The sequence below is a fragment of the Methanoculleus chikugoensis genome (genome assembly GCF_900095385.1).
Classification (GTDB): domain Archaea; phylum Halobacteriota; class Methanomicrobia; order Methanomicrobiales; family Methanoculleaceae; genus Methanoculleus; species Methanoculleus chikugoensis_A.
Genome location: NZ_FMID01000026.1, coordinates 20,625 through 37,799, shown reverse-complemented (window position 1 = coordinate 37,799; position 17,175 = coordinate 20,625). Strand labels below are relative to the sequence as shown.

Genomic DNA, 17,175 nt, shown 5'->3' with positions numbered 1-17,175 from the left:
CTCCTGCTCGCCATACCGATACCGGTCCTGATCATCCTCGCGACCGTTCTGGTCTGGTTCGTCACCCGGCGCGACATCAAGCTGGCAGGGCTCACCGCGCTCGGCCTGCTGCTGATCTGGGATCTCCAGCTCTGGAACCTCGCCATGCTCACCCTGGCGCTCGTCCTCGTCTCGACGGTCGTCGCGCTCGCGATATCGATCCCGCTCGGGATCGCGGCCGCAGGAAGCGACACGATCAATGCGGCGCTCCGGCCGGTCCTCGACTTCATGCAGACGATGCCCTCGTTCGTCTACCTCATCCCCGCCGTGATCTTCTTCGGCCTCGGGAACGTGCCGGGCACCATCGCAACGGTCGTCTTCGCGATGCCGCCGGCGCTGCGCCTCACCAACCTCGGGATCCGGCAGGTGCCGACCGAGCTCGTCGAGGTTGCGGACGCGTTCGGCTCGACGCCGCGGCAGAAACTCTTCAAGGTGCAGCTCCCGGTCGCTCTCCCCACCATCATGGCAGGAGTGAACCAGTGCATCATGCTCGCCCTCTCCATGACCGTCATCGCGTCGATGATCGGTGCCGGAGGGCTTGGCTACCAGGTGCTGGTGGGCATCCAGCGGGTGAATATCGGCATGGGCTTCGAGGCGGGGCTTGCCATCGTGATCATCGCGATCATCCTCGACCGGATCACCCAGAATCTCGTGCCGCAGTACAACGAGAGGCCGTGACGGGAAAGACCCGATCGGACCTCATGTTTGTTCGTAAACTTCCCGGGCGCCGGGCGATGGAAAAACGCCGGTGCTGCCTGCACGTCGGGCATGGTTTCCCGGACGGACATCCCTTAAAATCCGGTTTCAGGAGAGTTCCGTTTGTCAAACGGGACCCGTAAAACCTAAATAGGGTTATGATCTAACGTTGAACCGGTCAAAATCTGGCCGTTTTGCCCTGGGGTGCAAACACGCCAGGAGCGGCACCTACCGCCGCCTCTGCTCTATGTCCGGGTCAATGGCGCTTCGCCGTCCCGGACAGTTCATGAGAACCCGGAACCCCACACTGCCGGGTTCTAAATGCAATCCGCCCGGAAAGGCGGGTTAAATGATATACGGTGAATTATGGTACGAAAAATTGGAAGCCTGTTCGCACTGACGGGCCTGGTTCTGGCACTCTGCCTTTTCTCCGCCGGCTGCACCGGTACGGAAACCGCCGGGGCAAAGAAGATCAGCATCGGATACGTCACCTGGGACTGTGCCATCGCGAGCAGCAACGTAATGAAACAGGTCTTTGAGGAAGCAGGATACGATGTCGAGCTGGTCGCAGTCGACGCAGGGCCGCTATTCCAGGCGCTCGCCAACGGAGACGTCGACTTCACGACGACCGGATGGCTCCCGCACACGCATGAGCACTACTGGGAGCAGTACGGCGACCGGATCGAGTACGTCAACGAAAACATCCCCGGAGCGGCACGTATCGGGCTTGTCGTCCCGACCTACGTGACCATTGACTCGATCGAGGAGATGAACAGTGTCTCGGACCGGTTCGGCGGCAGGATCGTCGGCATCGAGCCCGGTGCGGGCATCATGACCAGGACCGAACAGGCCATCGATGAGTACGGCCTCGACTACGAGCTGGTTGCAAGCAGCAGCGCCGGCATGGCGGCTGAACTCTCCTCCTCCATCAACAATGAGGAGTGGGTCGTGGTGACCGGGTGGTCGCCGCACTGGAAGTTCGGCCGTTTCGACCTCAAGTTCCTCGACGACCCGAAGGGCGTCTACGGCGGGGCCGAGGATATCGTGACCCTCGCGCGGCAGGATCTCGCGACCGACGACCCGGAGGCCCACGCCATCCTTGAGCGGTTCGAGTGGACCAACGAGGATATCGCCTCGGTCATGACCGATATCGCGGACGGCATGCCTGAAGAGGAGGCCGCACAGAAGTGGGTCGATGCCAACCGCGACAGGGTCGACGCCTGGCTTGGGAACGCATAACCCCCTCTTTTTTTCAGCTCGCACGCTTCGCGTATCCTGGCGGCTTGTTATCCGGCGGCGCTCGCCTGCCCAGGCACTTCTCACCCGCCACCTTGCAGGAGGATTTACGAAAGGGTTCGCGAGGTGAACTCCCCGGTCTCCATCAGTAAAGAGATGTGTAGTCATGGCGTACTGGGTGGAAAGCCATATCCTCCAGAGCAAGCCGGGGCTCCACCCCATCTCCTGCATCTCCCCGTGTGCAGTGGACCGTGGGGGTATCGCCATTAGGGGAGGGGCCGACGGGGAGGGGGCACGCCCCCTCCCCTGTCTCTACCTTATAGTAGGCACCTGTAACCCCCACCCCACCCGGCCTTCGGCCTCCTCCCCCGCCCGCGAGGGGCGGGGGCAGTGCGTGGCGATACCTGGGGAAATCCGTGCCCCGGGGAGGCAGGCACCGTTCGAGCACCGCCAGGTGCGGCGTGCGACTGGCCGAAATGCAGGAGCAGAAGAAGACCGAAGATCTTGGACTGCCGGTGGGAAGCCGTGCATGGTTCTTCTTCAGAGTCACCCCGTGCTCTCGGCAAGAGACCACGAACAACGCAGATGATACATTCCTAAATAGCGAAAGATCTCGCAAGATGGGATGGGAATAGAATCAGGCAGTAATACCGCGAACAGTCTAATCGCACGCGAAGCGCGGTAGACAAAAAAGAGTGCGCGAGGGGCGTATCACGCCAGCCCGTGATAGTGCCCGAGCGGCTCGAGGGTGATCTCCTCGCGCTTGATGGCGTCGATCGCCATCGCCGCCGCCCGCGCCGCCTGGAGCGTGGTGATGTAGGGGATGCCGTAATCGACGGCGGCCCGCATGATCTGGATGTGATCCTGCCGGGACGCTTTGTCCGCCGGGGTGTTGATGATCAGCCGGATGTTGCCGGAACGCATCGCATCGATGACATTCGGGGATCCTTCCTGGACCTTCCGCACAAGGTTCGCCTCGACGCCGTTCTGGGTGAGGAAGTCGACCGTCCCGCTCGTGCCGTAGAGCGAGAGGCCGAGTTCGCGGAGTTTCCGCGCGACCGGCAGGAGTTCCTCCTTCTGCTCGTCCGTCACCGAGATGAAGATATTTCCCGTCGTCGGCAGGGTGTTGTCCGCGGCGGTGCACGCCTTGTAGTAGGCGCGGCCGAAGTCGTAATCGATCCCCATCACCTCGCCGGTGCTCTTCATCTCCGGCCCGAGCACGGTGTCGACGCCGGGGAGCTTGTTGAAGGGCAGGAGCACCTCTTTGACCGCAACATGCTCGATCTCGGGCTCGGCGACACCCATATCGGCGAGCTTGTGCCCCACCATCACCTTCGCCGCGATCTTCGCAAGCGCAATGCCCGTCGCCTTCGCAACGAACGGCACCGTCCGGCTTGCACGCGGGTTCGCCTCAAGGACGTAGACCACGTCGTTCCTGACGGCATACTGGATGTTGATCAGCCCGACGACCCCGAGGCCGAGAGCGATCTTCTTCGTGTAGTCCCGCACCCGCGCGATCACCGAGGGGGAGAGGGACTGCGACGGTATGACGCAGGCCGAGTCGCCGGAGTGGACGCCGGCCCACTCGATGTGCTCCATGATGCCGCCGATCAGGACGTCCGTCCCGTCAGAGACCGCGTCGACGTCGATCTCGACGGCGCTCTGGAGGAAGGAGTCGATCAGCACCGGGTGCTTCCGGCTTACCCGGACGGCCTCCTTGATGTAACTCTCGAGTTCGGTCTCGTCGTGAACGAGTTCCATCGCCCGCCCGCCGAGAACGTAGGACGGCCTGACCAGCACCGGGTAGCCGATCTCGGCGGCCATCCTCCGCGCCTCCTCCTCCGAGTAGGCGGAACTGTTCGCCGGGCTCGGGATACCGAGTTGAGTGAGCAGGCGGCTGAACCGGTCGCGGTCTTCCGCCGCGTCCATGGCGTCGGGCGACGTGCCGAGGATCTTTGTCGGCAGACCGAGACGCTTGATCTCCGCCTCAAGCGGCACGGCCAGGTTCACCGAGTTCTGGCCGCCGAACTGGACCATGACGCCGTAGTAATCGTCCTTCTTGAGGATGTTCATGACGTCCTCAAGCTGCATCGGCTCAAAGAAGAGCCGATCGGAGGTGTCGGCGTCGGTCGAGACCGTCTCGGGGTTGTTGTTGACGATATGGACCTCGATCCCCTCTTCTTCGCGCAGCGCCATCACCGCATGAACGGTGCAGTAGTCGAACTCGATCCCCTGGCCGATCCGGATCGGCCCGGAACCGAGGATCAGCACCTTCTTCGCGCCGTCCCGGACGAGCTCGCACCCCTCCTCCCAGGTGGAGTAGAAGTAGGGGGTTATCGCCGGGAACTCGGCGGCGCAGGTGTCCACCATCTTGTAGGTCGGCGTCCCGGAGAGCGCCTCGATCTCGGCGGCGGTCTTCTTCGTCAGCGCCAGGAGGTCCTCGTCCGAGAAACCGTAGCGCCGGGCGGCCCTGACGTCCTCCGGTTCGAAATCGGTCTCGAGTTTCCGCTCGAGGTCGACGATGTTCTTGATCTTCTCTAAAAAGAACGGCGCGATCGCCGTGAGACCGGCAACCTCATCGACCGTGAACCCCACGCGGAAGGCATCGAAGAGGCACCCGAACCGCTCGTCCGTCGGGGACGTCAGGATCATCCGGATCTCGCTCGGGTTCGTGTGCCGCTGCATGTCGTTGTCGAGCGACCGGAGCGCCTTCTTGAACGCCTCCTCGACCGTCCGCCCGATCGCCATCACTTCGCCGGTGCTCTTCATCGCCGTCGTGAGCGTCCGGTCCGCCGACTTGAACTTGTCGAACGGCCACCGGGGCACCTTCACCACCACGTAGTCGATGGCGGGCTCGAAGGATGCCGGGGTGACGCCGGTCACGGGGTTCATGATCTCGTCGAGCCGAAGCCCGATCGCGATCTTTGCCGCGACCCGGGCGATCGGGTAGCCGGTTGCCTTGGAGGCGAGCGCGGACGACCGCGAGACCCGGGGGTTCACCTCGATGATCCGGTAATCGCCGTCACGGTAGGCGAACTGGATGTTGCACCCGCCCTGGACGTCGAGCGCCCGGATGATCGTTATCGCGGCGGTCCGGAGCGTCTGGAACTCGTCGTCCCGCAGGGTGAGGATGGGCGCAACGACGACGCTCTCGCCGGTGTGGACGCCCATCGGGTCGACGTTCTCCATACCGCAGACGATGATGCAGGTATCGGCCGCGTCCCGCATCACCTCGAACTCGATCTCCTTCCACCCGGCGACGCTCTCTTCCACGAGCACCTGGTGAATCCGGGAGCGGGCGAGCCCGAGCTCGCATATCCGCCGCATCTCTTCAGCCGTGTGCGCCACGCCGCCGCCGGAGCCGCCCAGGGTGTATGCCGGCCGGATGATCGCCGGGAGACCGACCTCGCGGATCGCCTCGTCGATCTGATTCATGTGCTCGATAATCATGCTCCGGGGGACGGGTTCGCCGATGGCGTTCATCAGGTCGCGGAACTGTTCGCGGTCTTCGCCCCGGTAGATCGCCTCGAGCGGTGTGCCCAGGATCTCGACACCCTCGAGCGCACCCATCTCCGCGAGTTCCGCGGTCATGTTGAGGCCGGTCTGGCCGCCCATCCCGCTCAGGATCCCGTCAGGCTTCTCTTTTGCGATGATCTTCGCGATGAGTTCGGCCTTCAGGGGCTCGATGTAGATGACGTCCGCCGTATCGGGGTCGGTCTGGATCGTCGCGGGGTTCGAGTTCACGAGGACGACCTCGACCCCCTCCTCCCGGAGCGCGCGGCAGGCCTGCGACCCCGAGAAGTCGAACTCGGCCGCCTGCCCGATCTGGATGGGGCCGGAGCCGATGATAAGAACTTTCTTGATATGAGATTTCTTCGGCATTACGGAATCTCCCTGTATATACGGTCAAAGAAGCGCATCTCAGTGTCCCGGGGGCCGCCGTGCGCCTCCGGGTGGAACTGGACGCAGGTGATATTGAGGTCACTGTTCTCGAACCCCTCGATAGTGCCGTCGTTCACGTTCCGGTACGAGACCGTGCAGCCCTCGGGCAGGGTCTCTTCGTCCACCGCGAACCCGTGGTTCTGCGTGGTGATGGAGATGCTCCCGTCCCTGTAGCGGACCGGCTGGTTCGCCCCCCGGTGTCCGAACTTCATCTTGTAGGTCTCGGCGCCGAGCGCAAGAGCGGTCACCTGGATGCCCATGCAGATCCCGATGACCGGCACCTCGCCGGCGAGGTCGCGGACGCACCGGATGGCGTGCGTCGCCCTCCTCGGGTCGCCGGGGCCGTTGCCGACGAAGAGTGCGTCGGGTTTTGCCGCCATCACCTCGTCCGGTGTGGCGGTGTGCGGGAAGACATGGATATCGGCGCCCCGGCGGCCGAGGCTCTCAAGAATGTGCCGCTTCACCCCGAGATCGATGACGGCGATCCGCTTTCCGGAACCGGCAATCCGGTAGGGTTCGGGGCAGGAGACGCTCCCGATGAGGTCGACGTCACCGATCGGGGGTGCTGCCCGGGCGCGCCTGACCGCCTCGTCCCCATCGTCGCTCCCGACGATGAGCGACGCCCTGAGCGTGCCGACCGTCCGGGTCTTTATCGTCAGGCTGCGGGTATCGACGCCCGATATCCCGAGAAGGCCGTTCTCTTCAAAATATTCTGCAACCGAGGGTCGTGCCGCGGGCACGCGTGCGATCTCGCGCGCGACGCAGCCCTGCGCGTGAACCTTCGGACTCTCAAAATTCTGCTGGTCTACACCATAGTTCCCGATGAGGGGATACGTAAACATCAAAACCTGTCCGGCATAACTGGGGTCGGTCAATGCCTCCATGTAACCGGTCATCTGCGTCGTGAAGACGAGTTCGCCGGAACATGTCCCCTCAACGCCAAAACCATCCCCTACAACAGATGTTCCGTCTTCAAGACCCAGAACCGCCTTCATGAATTACCATACAATGTGGATCAGATTCCTTATTAACGGTAATGACGGATCGAGCGCCCGCCCCCGCACCCCTGCAGGAAACCCGAAACGGCGGGGCTTCATCGACCCGAAATGTTGAAGGCGGCCGGGCGTGAGATGACACACAATGAGCGAGAGCGCGGCGGAGAAGATCCGGACCATCGAGACACTTGAAGGGACGTTCACACTCAGGCTCGTCCGCGACGACCTTGGAACCATCTATCCGGGCATGATCCGGTATACCGTCGAGGTTCTCCGCGGCACCGAGACGGTCTACACCTACGCTATCAACACCTACGAGAGCGGGCGCCAGGCCTCCCTCTTCGATACCAGGAAGGCGGCGGAGATTGTCTTCGCCCGGCTCGCGCACGATGTGGCGTCCCGCCCCCATCTCTACACCCGGTCACGGGTCTTCACCCGCCCGCTCCCGGGTACCGGCACGGCCGATGTCGTCATCCTGCAGGGGAGCCCGCGCCGGTTCGGGAACTCCGCGAAGATCGCGTCGTGGTGCGACGACGAGGCCGCACGGGCCGGCTACACGTCCCGGGTCTTCTACCTGCAGGAGATGGATATCCGCCCGTGCATCGGCTGCTACGTCTGCTACGACCAGGGCTACTGCCCGGTCGAGGATGGTATGCCCCCGATCATCCGGGCGCTTGAGGCCGCTTCCGTAATCGTCGTATGCACCCCCGTCTATACCGGCACCGTCCCGGCGGCTCTCAAGGCGGCGATGGATCGCTGCCAGTGGCTTCATGCCCGGGAGAAGATCCTGGGGAAAGAAGTGCACGCCCGGGGCCTGCTCGTCGCCGTCGCGGGACGGCGGGGGAGCGAACCCTTTGTCTGCGTAACGAGGGTGGTGGGGATGTTCATGGAGAACCTGGGCATCCGTCCCGCCGACCCGGTGCTGATCGGCGATCTCGATCGGGCGAGAGACGTGGAAACGATCGGCGGGGCTGAAGACGGTGTCCGGGCGGCGCTCTCCGCGCTCCTCGCGCCCCGAAACGAAAGATAATATAGCATCCGTTCCCCACCGATGATGCATGGCTGAAGTGACAGTTGAGATTGTCGGGCTCGAAGAGTCCGAGTGCGGCCCGTTTCCCTGCGACGAGACGAGATCCTGCGGACTCGAGACCTGTTACCCCTCGAACAACCTGATAAACGCCATCAGCGCGCTGCGCGACGAACTGATCGCCGCTTACGGTGATGCGGTCGAGGTGAAGACGACACTGATCGACGAGGAGATGCCCGACTACGTGAGAGAGATCATCGAGGAGCGCCACCCCCCCATCCCGATCATCCTGATCAACGGCAGGCTTACGTCCATCGGGAGGATCTCGCTCGATCTGATAAAAGAAGAGATTGATTATGCGCTTGAAGACTCTTAGAATATCTTCTTCAACTCTCCGGTCGCGAGGTCGAAGTACAGGCCGTGAATCTGAACCCGTCCTTCTTTTTCAGCAGTCCTGACCGGCGGGTAGGTGCGCAGGTGTTCGATCTGCAGGGCGACGTTCTCGGTCTCGATAAGGCGCAACCGGTTCTTCTCCTCTTCGGGGCTCTTCGGTGCAGGGATCCTGGCATCGACGCGGCGTTTTGCCTCCATCGCGTTGTTCAGCCAGAGTGGAACGTAGGCATCCTTGCTCTCGTGGTCGAGCCCCTTTATGGCGCCGCAGTCCGAGTGCCCGCAGATGACGATATCCCCGACTTTGAGATGGTTGAGCGCGTACTCGAGCACGGTCGCGAAGTTCCAGTCATGAACCGGGACGATGTTGCCGATGTTGCGCTGGACGAAGATCTCTCCGGCCTTCGCGCCGGTGATGCGCTCGGGATTCACGCGTGAGTCGGAGCACCCTATCCAGAGGACCTCGGGGTGCTGGGCTGATGCAAGCGGGCCGTAATGGTCGGGATCTTTTCCGAAATCATCTTCCAGGAAGCGCTTGTTACCCTCAAGAAATCTGTCAATCATCCTTATGCTCCGTAAACTGTATGGGCGACGGTCCTGGACGGATACGCCCGAAAAGTGGGTTACTTCCGAGGGTTTAAAAATGTAGATCGTTGGAATCGCCCGAAGGAAAGTGCAGCAACAAAGCGGGGCAAAAAAAACGCCGTCGAGCCCCGGACGGAGGTCAGGGCACCCGAGCATGCCCGGATTTCGGTTCCGGCACCGAGGCACGGAACGCCGGGTGCGCCATTATGCCCGGGTAAACCCGTTTAACCGGACCGGTTTGTTTAAAAGGTGCCCTCCGCCGGGCGCCGCGATCCCGGCGGAGAGTATGCGCTCCTCTCCCGGAGACGAGGTCACCTCTGGACGGCGCCGAGGTTCGCCTGCTCCACGGTCTGCGCGTAGCGGGCGAGCACACCGGTAAGCCGTTTTTGCGGCGGTTTCCAGGCCTTCCGCCGCTCATCGAGGGTCGCTCTCTCTACAACGAGGTCGAGGCTCTTTCTATAGAGGTCGATCGCGATCTCGTCGCCGTCCTCCACGAGGGCGATCGGCCCGCCAACCGCGGCCTCGGGCGCGATGTGCCCGATGCAGGGCCCCCGGGTGCCGCCCGAGAAGCGGCCGTCCGTCACCAGGGCGACCCGGGCGTAGCCGAGGCCCATCAGTGCCGAGGTCGGCGAGAGCATCTCGGCCATCCCGGGCCCTCCCCGCGGGCCTTCGTAGCGGATCACGACGACGTCGCCTTCCGCGATCTCGCGGTGGAGGATAGCCTCCATCGCGGCGTCTTCACCGTCGAAGACCCGTGCCGGCCCCCGGTGCCGCCACATCGCCTCCGGGACGGCGGCGCACTTGACGACTGCGCCGTCGGGGGCGAGCGATCCTTTCACGATCTTCAGGCCGCCGGCGGGGCTGACCGGGGCGTCGGCCGTCCGGATCACGTCCGGGTCGGCGACCCTGGCGCTCTTCGCGATCTCAAGGATTGAGCGGCCCGAGACCGTCGGGGCGTCGTCGAGGTAGCGCTCGAGCATCGAGAGAACCGCGGGGATGCCTCCCGCCCGGTGGAGGGCGAGCATCGAGTGCGGGCCGCCGGGCATCATGTGGCAGATGTGCGGGGTCACCTCGCCGACGGCGTTGAAGGTCTCGAGGTCGAGGGGAACGCCCGCCTCCCGTGCGACGGCCATCAGGTGGAGCACGGTGTTCGACGACCCGCCGAGCGCCATGTCCACCCGTATCGCGTTCGCGAGACTCTTTGGGGTGACGATATCGCGGGGGCGGATACCCTCCCGGACAAGGCCGACCGCCCGCTCCCCGCTCTCCCGGGCTATGCAGAGTTTCGCGCCGTCGACCGCGGGGATGGCGGCGCACCCGGGCAGGGAGAGGCCCAGCGCCTCGGTCACGCAGGCCATGGTGTTGGCGGTGTAGAGCCCCTGGCAGCTCCCGCACCCGGGCATCGCCGCGCACTCGAGCTCCCCGAGTTCCTCCTCGCTCATCGTCCCGGCGGCAACGCGGCCCACGCCCTCGAAGACGTCAATGAGCGAGAGTTCGCGGCCCGCCGCGTAGCCGGGGAGCATCGGGCCGCCGGTGACGACGATCGTCGGGATGTTGCACCGCACTGCCGCCATCAGCATGCCGGGGACGATCTTGTCGCAGGTTCCGACGCAGACCAGCCCGTCGAACCGGTGCGCCTCGACCATCAGTTCGACGGCGTCGGCGATGTTCTCCCGCGAGGGGAGGGAGTAGCGCATCCCCTCGTGGCCCATCGCGATCCCGTCGCAGATGCCGATCGTCCCGAACTCGAACGGCACGCCGCCCGCGGCCGCGACGCCCTCCTGCACCTTCTGCGAGATCGACCGGAGGTGGAGGTGCCCGGGAACGATGTTGTTGTACGCGTTTGCTATCCCGATGAAGGGCAGATCCATCTCACGGTCGGTGACGCCGAGCGACCTGAGCAGCGCCCGGTTCGGAGCACGCTGGTAGCCAATCTTTACCTTCTCACTCCGCATGGTAATCCTCGTAGGAGAATAAACGCGTGGGGAGAAAAGAGTATTCCGGTTGCGGGGGTGTGGTGCAGGTGGGAGGAAGGTATTTCTCCCGCACGACGGGGGCGAATGAGATCCCATGTTTGAGAACGCTTTCATCACACCTCCTTCAAATGCTCGTATTCTACGATCAAGCGGACCCGGACACGGATTTCTGGTGAATATCGCCACGCACTGCCCCCGCCCGGGGGGCGGGGGAGGAGCGCGAAGCGCGGGTGGGGTGGGGGTTATAGAGTTCCCTGATCGGTAGAGACAGGGGAGGGGGATGCTCCCCCTCCCCGTCAGCCCCTCCCCCAATGGCGATACCCCCACGGTCCAGTGTATGGAGATCTGTCACATTGACTGTTCTGTGTATCGGGGTCACACATGCACTTCTGATGCTCATGCTACTGTAAAACCACACAAGCCTCGAAAAGGGCAACAATTGCAAAAAGAGATTGCCTATATGGGCACAGGGGGCAGAAGCAGAACCCCCCTCACCCCGACAGCCCGTCCCCCTCATACAGTTCCACAACCCCCCCAATCACGATCACCGCCGGGGGCCGGACGCCCGCAGTGCGGGCTTTCTCGGCGATATCCGCAAGCGTCCCGACCGTCACGCGCTGGTCGGGCCGCATCCCCCGCTCGATGATCGCGACCGGGGTCGCGGAGTCCTTGCCGTTCGCGGTGAGCGCCGCCGCGATGGCCGGGAGGTTCTTTACGCCCATCAGGATGACGAGCGTCCCTTTCAGCCGTGCGAGGACTTCCCAGTCGAGGGCGGATTCGGGTTTCGTGGGGTCTTCGTGGCCGGTGATGAACGTCGCCTGCGACGCGTACCGCCGGTGGGTGACCGGGATCCCGACCATCTCCGGGACGGCGATGGCGCTCGTCACCCCCGGCACCACCTCGACGGCGATACCGTGCTCCCGCAGCGTCTCGATCTCCTCCCCGCCGCGGCCGAAGAGGAAGGGGTCGCCGCCTTTCAGGCGGACGACGGTCTTCCCTGCCCTGACCCGCTCGACCATCAGCGCCTCGATCTCGTCCTGTTCGAGGGTGTGGTTCCCGCCGTACTTCCCGCAGTCGATCCGTTCGGCGTTCTCCGGGAGGGTCGCGAGGATCTCCTCGCCCGGGAGCTGATCATAGAGGACCACGTCCGCGCTGTCGATCACTTCGCGGGCCTTCATCGTCAGGAGGCCGAGCCCCCCCGGGCCGGAGCCCACAAGATACGCTTTTCCTGTCATGGTTTTATCCCCAGTGCCGCGTAAGCCTCCCGGATCAGTCCGGCCGCCTGCACACGCAGCGCCCGCCCCCACTCCCGGGCTTCATCGATCGTTGTGACGCGCCGCTCGATCCGCTCCCACCGGGAACCGTCGAGCGCGAGCACCTCGGCGATCAGGTTCCCGTTCCGGCAGTAGATCCCCTGCGGGGTGAAGCACCCGCCGCCGACCTCCTCCATGACGGCGCGCTCGATCTCGACGTCGAAGCGGGTCTGGGCGTGGTCGAGCGGTGCGAAGGCGCCGGCGACGGCCGGATCGTCCCGGCAGACGACCGCGACGGTCCCCTGGTTCGGGGACGGGACGAACCGGTCGGTGGGGAGGGGTTCTCCCGGCAGCGTGAGCCCGAGCCGCTCGAGGCCCGCCTCCGCGAGCACGATGGCGTCGTACTGCCCCTCGCGAAGTTTCCGTATCCTGGTATCGACGTTCCCGCGGAGTTGCTTCACCTCAAGCACCGGGGCGTCGCGGAGGAGCTGGGCGCGGCGCCGGGTGCTCGACGACCCGATGACAGAGACCGCTTCGAGGGAGCACTCGTGCGCGAGGAAGTCCGCCGGCGAGTCCCGTTCGAGCACCGCAGAGCAGGTGAGCCCCGCCGGGCGGGCTGCGGGGATGTCCTTCATGCTGTGCACCGCGGCGTCGATCTCGCCGCGGAGGATGGCGTCGTCGAGCGCCCGGACGAAGACCCCCTGCCCCCCGATGGCGTGGAGCGGGACTCCGGTCGCGGTATCGCCCTCGGTCGCGATCGTGACGACCTCCGCCTCGATCCCCCGGTCGGCGAGGATGCCGACCACCTTATCTGTCTGTGCAAGCGCGAGAGCGCTTCCCCGTGTGCCTATGCGAAGAGACATGATCCGTATGCGTCCGCTATCTGTTCGATATCCTGATCTGTGTGCGCCGCCGAGAGGAAGTTCGTCTCGAACTGCGACGGCGGGAGGAAGACTCCGGCTTCAAGCATCGCCTTCCAGAACCGCGAGAACGCCTCCGTGTCGCACTCCTTGACCTCGCGGTAGTCCCGCGGCGGCTCGCTGCGGAAGAAGTGTTTGAAGAGCGAGCCCATCCTGACGAACGTCCCCCTGCCCGCATCCGCGGCGACCTCCCCGATCGCCCGCGTGGCCTCGTCGAGTCGCCGGTAGACCTCCGGGTGCTCGTGCAGGTAGCGAAGCGCCGCGTACCCCGCCGCGAGGCTTGCCGGGTTGCCGCTGAAGGTTCCGGCCTGGTAGACCGGGCCGGCGGGGGCGACCAGTTCCATGATCTCGCGACGTCCCCCGAACGCCCCGATGGGGAGGCCGCCGCCGATGATCTTGCCGAACGTGGCGAGATCAGGCTTTACCCCGTAGAGCACCTCCGCGCCGCCGATACCGACCCGGTAGCCGGTGATCACCTCGTCGAGGATGAGGAGAACGTCGTGGGCGGCGGTGATCTCCCGGACCTCGGTGAGGTAGCCCTCATTGGGGAGGACCGGGCCGACGTTCCCCATGATCGGTTCGAGGATGAACGCGGCGACGTCGTCGTTTCCGGCGAGGAGGGCTTCCAGCGCCTCCGTGTCGTTGTAGGGGACCTGCCGGGTGTGCGCCACCAGATCCGCGAGGACGCCCGCGGAGTCGGGTACCCCGAGCGTGGTCGCCCCCGACCCGGCCTTGACGAGAACCGCGTCGTGGGCGCCGTGGAACCCGCCCTCGATCTTGATGATGTCCTGCTTACCCGTGTAGCCGCGAGCGAGCCGGATCGCGGCCATCGTCGCTTCGGAGCCCGACGAGACGAACCGCACCATATCGACCGCAGGATGGTCGCCGGTGATGATACCTGCAAGGTCGAGTTCGAGCGGTGTCGGCGTGCCGTAGAGCCAGCCCTTCTCGAGCTGGCGCTCGATCGCCTCCCGGATATCCGGGTGCGCGTGGCCGAGGATGAGGGGGCCGTAGCCGAGGCAGCAGTCGATGAGATCCGCGCCGTCGACGGTCGTAAGGTGCGAACCCGCGGCACGCTCCACGTAGAACGGGTAGGGCTTGATAGCCCGGACAGGGCTGCTGACCCCGCCCGGCATCAGGGCCTTTGCCCGTGCGAAAAGGTCACTGCTCTTCATCGAGCCACCCCGCCGCGTCTTCTGCAAAGTAGGTGACGATCAGGGCGGCCCCGGCCCGCTTGATCGCGGTGAGGGTCTCGATAGCGACCGCCCGCTCGTCCAGCCACCCGCGCTCGGCGGCGGCCTTGATCATCGCGTACTCCCCGCTGACCTGGTAGGCCGCGACCGGCAGCCCGAACCCTGTGACGGTCGCGAGGATGTCGAGATAGGCGCCGGCCGGCTTGACCATCAGGATATCCGCCCCTTCGGCCACATCGAGCTCCGACTCCATCACCGCCTCGCGGGCGTTGCCCGGGCAGATCTGGTAGGTCGTCCGGTCCCCGAAACTGAACCCCGAGTCCGCCGCGTCGCGGAACGGCCCGTAGAGAGCGCTCGCGAACTTCGAGGAGTAGGACATGATCAGGACGTCCTGGAATCCGGCGGCGTCGAGGGCCTGCCGAATCGTCCGAACCATCCCGTCGAGCATGCACGACGGCGCGACGATATCGGCGCCGCTCTCCGCGTGGGAGACGGATATCTGCGCCATCAGTTCAAGCGAGGGGTCGTTCAAGAGGTCGGGGCCGTCGGCGGTCTCTCCGACGATGCCGCAGTGGCCGTGGTCGGTGTACTCGCAGGCGCAGACGTCGGTCACGACCACCATCTGCGGAAGTCGTTCCTTGATCTTCCGGACGGCACGCTGGACGACGCCGTCCGCCGCGTATGCCTCAGTTGCCTCGCCGTCTTTCGCGGCCGGAACCCCGAAGAGGAGCACCGCCCGGATGCCGGCGTCCCGGAGGCGCTCGCAGTAGCCGGCGACGCCGTCCACCGGGCGGCGGAACTGCCCCGGCATCGAGGCGATTGGAACCGGCGCATCGATCGATTCGTCCACGAAGACCGGCGCGATGAGGTCGGTCTTGCGAAGTTCGGTTTCGCGGAGGAGCGGCTGGACAATCCGCCGCCGCATCCGTCTCATTCTTCGTTCTGGAAACATGTTTCTCCCCGGGTAATCGCCCTCATCAGGGCCTCTGCTGTCATGGTATCCCCGCGCTCAGCACTCGCGCGGATGGCCGTCGTCACGTCCGAGAGGAGTCTCTTCGTGAGCACACGCGAGAGATCGTCGAGGACCTCCCCTGTGCGGTCGTCCGTCTCCCCCAGGCGTGCGAGCGCCCGGTCGCGTTCACGCGCCCGGATCGACTCCGCCCAGGTGTAGAGGAGAGCGAGCGTCTCGTCGGCCGCCGTCCGGCGGAGGAGCCGGATGAAGTGGTCGGTCTCCTCGTCGATGATCCCCCGTGCGCGGTCCGCCTCGCTCCTCCGGGAGTCCATGGCGGCGTCGTTGATGGTTCTCAGGTCGTCGATGGTGAAGAGGTGCACGCCTTCGATCGACCGCACGCCGTCCTCGACGTCACGGGGCTGGGCGATGTCGATGAGAATCAGGTGGCGGGGGTGCTTATCGAGCGGCCAGAACCGCTCCTCCATCACCGTCCGGATATCCTCCGTCCGGATGACCGGATGCGGCGCGGCGGTGCAGGAGATGACGACGTCGGAGAGCGCGACGTAGCGGTAGAGGTCCTTGAAGTTGACCGCGCGCCCCCCGATCTTATCCGCAAGCATCACCGCGCGCTCGTATGTCCTGTTGGCGACGTAGATGGCGGTGAGATCCCTCGCGGCGAGCGCCTGCGCCACCAAAACGCCCATCTCCCCGCTCCCGACGACCAGGATGTGCCGGTCGCTGAGGGTGCCGAGGAAGTTCTCCGCAAGCGTCACGGCCGCGGAACCGACGGAAACCGCTCCCCGGTTTATCTGTGTCTGCCGCCGGACACGGACTCCCACGTGCACCGCCTTCTTGATGCAGAGCCCGATGGCGCTGCAACAGGTTCCGGCCGCCTCCGCGGCCGCGAGCGCCTGCTTGAGCTGCCCGAGGATCTGGTCCTCGCCGACGATCAGCGAGTCGATCCCTGCAGCCAGTTCCAGGAGGTGGCGGGGCACAGCCTCGCCCTCGATGACCGTAAAGCCGTGCCTGCCCTTCTCCTGCAGGAACTCTTCAAGGCTCCGTGCGTCACCCTGCACCAGCACTTCGACGCGGTTGCAGGTCTGGAGGAGGAGCGCGCCCCGGAATCGCTCCCGTGCCTCGCGGAGGAACGCCGCCTCATCGGGGAACCGGAACGCCTCGAGCGTGGCGATATCCGCGGTGTGGTGGCTGACGCCCGCGAGCGCGAGGGGGATGGCGAGCGGTTCAGGCATGCAGGTACCTCTCGATAGCCAGTGCGCGTGCCTGGCTGTAGTCAGTGGCGAGCGCCACCCGGATCTCGTCGTCGGAGAGGATCTCCCAGAGGATGCGGGCCCGCTCTCCCTGCACCGGTTCGGTCTCCCGGAGCACCTGACGGATCTCCTCCTGCAGCTCGATCATCCTATCGAGGTCTGCGTAATCCGCCTCGAGCCTCATGCGGAGGTACCGCGAAACAGCGGGGCTCTTTCCGCGGGTGCTGATCGCAACGAGGAAGCGGCTGCCCCGGACGACCGAAGGGATGGTGACGTCCCCGGGCTCGCCTGCGGCGTTGTTGAAGAGAACACCGGCCTCAGCGCAGAGCCTTCCGATACGGTCGTTGAGAGCTGAGTCCGGCGTCGCGGCTACTGCGAGGAACGCACCCGAAAGAAAGCCCCGGAGCGCCTCGTCCGGGAGAGCCGAGAGATCGGCCTCCTGCCGCCGAATCGCGAGACCGTCGAGGTCCGGCGAGAACGAACGGCTGACCACCGTCACCTCCGCCTCATGCTCAAAGAACGCAGCCTTTCGGGCACCGACGTCGCCTCCGCCGAATATAAGCACCCTCCTGGCCGTCAGGTCAAGCATGAGAGGGATCATTCGTTCTATAGTGTGGTGAACGGACTACATTAAGGTGTTGAAAAACAGGTTCCCTCAAAAACCCGTGAGCATGCGACGCGCGGCCGGATCACCGGGATCCGT

14 protein-coding genes are annotated in these 17,175 nt (G+C 64.9%); 4 read left to right on the top strand and 10 right to left on the bottom strand.

Annotated features, from left to right (window positions below; translation table 11 throughout):
* On the top strand, window positions 1–717 hold a 717-nt coding region (locus L21_RS05680; RefSeq protein ID WP_074369532.1), incomplete at its 5' end, for an ABC transporter permease.
* Between the two features lie 384 nt (window positions 718–1,101).
* On the top strand, window positions 1,102–1,974 hold the full coding sequence (locus L21_RS05675; protein ID WP_074369531.1) for a glycine betaine ABC transporter substrate-binding protein: 873 nt from the start codon (window positions 1,102–1,104) through the stop codon (window positions 1,972–1,974).
* Between the two features lie 708 nt (window positions 1,975–2,682).
* Here L21_RS05675 and carB read toward each other — a convergent pair.
* Both carB and carA read right to left on the bottom strand, forming a co-directional pair.
* Window positions 2,683–5,853: a carbamoyl-phosphate synthase large subunit gene (gene carB, locus L21_RS05670; RefSeq protein WP_074369530.1), complete on the bottom strand. Its 3,171-nt coding sequence runs from the start codon at window positions 5,851–5,853 to the stop codon at window positions 2,683–2,685.
* The gene (gene carA, locus L21_RS05665) at window positions 5,853–6,908 is read right to left on the bottom strand and encodes a glutamine-hydrolyzing carbamoyl-phosphate synthase small subunit (RefSeq protein ID WP_074369529.1); all 1,056 of its coding nucleotides are present in this window, start codon (window positions 6,906–6,908) and stop codon (window positions 5,853–5,855) included. The genes carB and carA overlap by 1 nt, the downstream gene beginning before the upstream one ends.
* Window positions 6,909–7,053: 145 nt before the next feature.
* On the opposite strand from carA, the gene L21_RS05660 reads away from it, so the two are divergent.
* Together L21_RS05660 and L21_RS05655 are read left to right on the top strand one after the other, a co-directional pair.
* A complete protein-coding gene (locus L21_RS05660; protein WP_074369528.1) occupies window positions 7,054–7,938 on the top strand; it encodes a flavodoxin family protein in 885 nt (294 codons plus the stop codon).
* Window positions 7,939–7,966: 28 nt separating this feature from the next.
* On the top strand, window positions 7,967–8,311 hold the full coding sequence (locus L21_RS05655; RefSeq protein WP_074369527.1) for a hypothetical protein: 345 nt from the start codon (window positions 7,967–7,969) through the stop codon (window positions 8,309–8,311).
* Here the strand turns inward: L21_RS05655 and L21_RS05650 are convergent.
* The 8 genes from L21_RS05650 to L21_RS05615 form a co-directional block, all read right to left on the bottom strand.
* A complete protein-coding gene (locus L21_RS05650; protein ID WP_074369526.1) occupies window positions 8,308–8,889 on the bottom strand; it encodes a carbonic anhydrase in 582 nt (193 codons plus the stop codon). The two genes, L21_RS05655 and L21_RS05650, sit on opposite strands and share 4 nt — an antisense overlap.
* A 332-nt stretch (window positions 8,890–9,221) precedes the next feature.
* A complete protein-coding gene (gene ilvD / locus L21_RS05645) occupies window positions 9,222–10,865 on the bottom strand; it encodes a dihydroxy-acid dehydratase (protein WP_074369525.1) in 1,644 nt (547 codons plus the stop codon).
* 512 nt (window positions 10,866–11,377) lie between these two features.
* Window positions 11,378–12,121 carry a uroporphyrinogen-III C-methyltransferase gene (gene cobA / locus L21_RS05640; protein ID WP_074369524.1) on the bottom strand — a complete coding sequence of 248 codons (744 nt, stop codon included), beginning with the start codon at window positions 12,119–12,121 and terminating at the stop codon, window positions 11,378–11,380.
* The gene (gene hemC, locus L21_RS05635; protein ID WP_074369523.1) at window positions 12,118–13,002 is read right to left on the bottom strand and encodes a hydroxymethylbilane synthase; all 885 of its coding nucleotides are present in this window, start codon (window positions 13,000–13,002) and stop codon (window positions 12,118–12,120) included. The genes cobA and hemC overlap by 4 nt, the downstream gene beginning before the upstream one ends.
* Window positions 12,987–14,234, bottom strand: a complete 1,248-nt coding sequence (gene hemL / locus L21_RS05630; RefSeq protein ID WP_074369522.1) for a glutamate-1-semialdehyde 2,1-aminomutase — start codon at window positions 14,232–14,234, stop codon at window positions 12,987–12,989. Before hemL ends, hemC begins: the two co-directional genes overlap by 16 nt.
* On the bottom strand, window positions 14,221–15,204 hold the full coding sequence (gene hemB / locus L21_RS05625; protein ID WP_074369521.1) for a porphobilinogen synthase: 984 nt from the start codon (window positions 15,202–15,204) through the stop codon (window positions 14,221–14,223). The genes hemL and hemB overlap by 14 nt, the downstream gene beginning before the upstream one ends.
* The gene (hemA, locus tag L21_RS05620) at window positions 15,183–16,454 is read right to left on the bottom strand and encodes a glutamyl-tRNA reductase (RefSeq protein WP_074369520.1); all 1,272 of its coding nucleotides are present in this window, start codon (window positions 16,452–16,454) and stop codon (window positions 15,183–15,185) included. The genes hemB and hemA overlap by 22 nt, the downstream gene beginning before the upstream one ends.
* Window positions 16,447–17,073: a precorrin-2 dehydrogenase/sirohydrochlorin ferrochelatase family protein gene (locus L21_RS05615; protein WP_074369519.1), complete on the bottom strand. Its 627-nt coding sequence runs from the start codon at window positions 17,071–17,073 to the stop codon at window positions 16,447–16,449. The genes hemA and L21_RS05615 overlap by 8 nt, the downstream gene beginning before the upstream one ends.
* Window positions 17,074–17,175: the final 102 nt, after the last annotated feature.

Coding starts and splice junctions, on each gene's coding strand:
- L21_RS05675 (WP_074369531.1), top strand. CDS start 1,102: ATGGTACGAAAAATTGGAAGCCTGTTCGCACTGACGGGCCTGGTTCTG.
- carB (WP_074369530.1), bottom strand. CDS start 5,853: ATGCCGAAGAAATCTCATATCAAGAAAGTTCTTATCATCGGCTCCGGC.
- carA (WP_074369529.1), bottom strand. CDS start 6,908: ATGAAGGCGGTTCTGGGTCTTGAAGACGGAACATCTGTTGTAGGGGAT.
- L21_RS05660 (WP_074369528.1), top strand. CDS start 7,054: ATGAGCGAGAGCGCGGCGGAGAAGATCCGGACCATCGAGACACTTGAA.
- L21_RS05655 (WP_074369527.1), top strand. CDS start 7,967: ATGGCTGAAGTGACAGTTGAGATTGTCGGGCTCGAAGAGTCCGAGTGC.
- L21_RS05650 (WP_074369526.1), bottom strand. CDS start 8,889: ATGATTGACAGATTTCTTGAGGGTAACAAGCGCTTCCTGGAAGATGAT.
- ilvD (WP_074369525.1), bottom strand. CDS start 10,865: ATGCGGAGTGAGAAGGTAAAGATTGGCTACCAGCGTGCTCCGAACCGG.
- cobA (WP_074369524.1), bottom strand. CDS start 12,121: ATGACAGGAAAAGCGTATCTTGTGGGCTCCGGCCCGGGGGGGCTCGGC.
- hemC (WP_074369523.1), bottom strand. CDS start 13,002: ATGTCTCTTCGCATAGGCACACGGGGAAGCGCTCTCGCGCTTGCACAG.
- hemL (WP_074369522.1), bottom strand. CDS start 14,234: ATGAAGAGCAGTGACCTTTTCGCACGGGCAAAGGCCCTGATGCCGGGC.
- hemB (WP_074369521.1), bottom strand. CDS start 15,204: ATGTTTCCAGAACGAAGAATGAGACGGATGCGGCGGCGGATTGTCCAG.
- hemA (WP_074369520.1), bottom strand. CDS start 16,454: ATGCCTGAACCGCTCGCCATCCCCCTCGCGCTCGCGGGCGTCAGCCAC.
- L21_RS05615 (WP_074369519.1), bottom strand. CDS start 17,073: ATGATCCCTCTCATGCTTGACCTGACGGCCAGGAGGGTGCTTATATTC.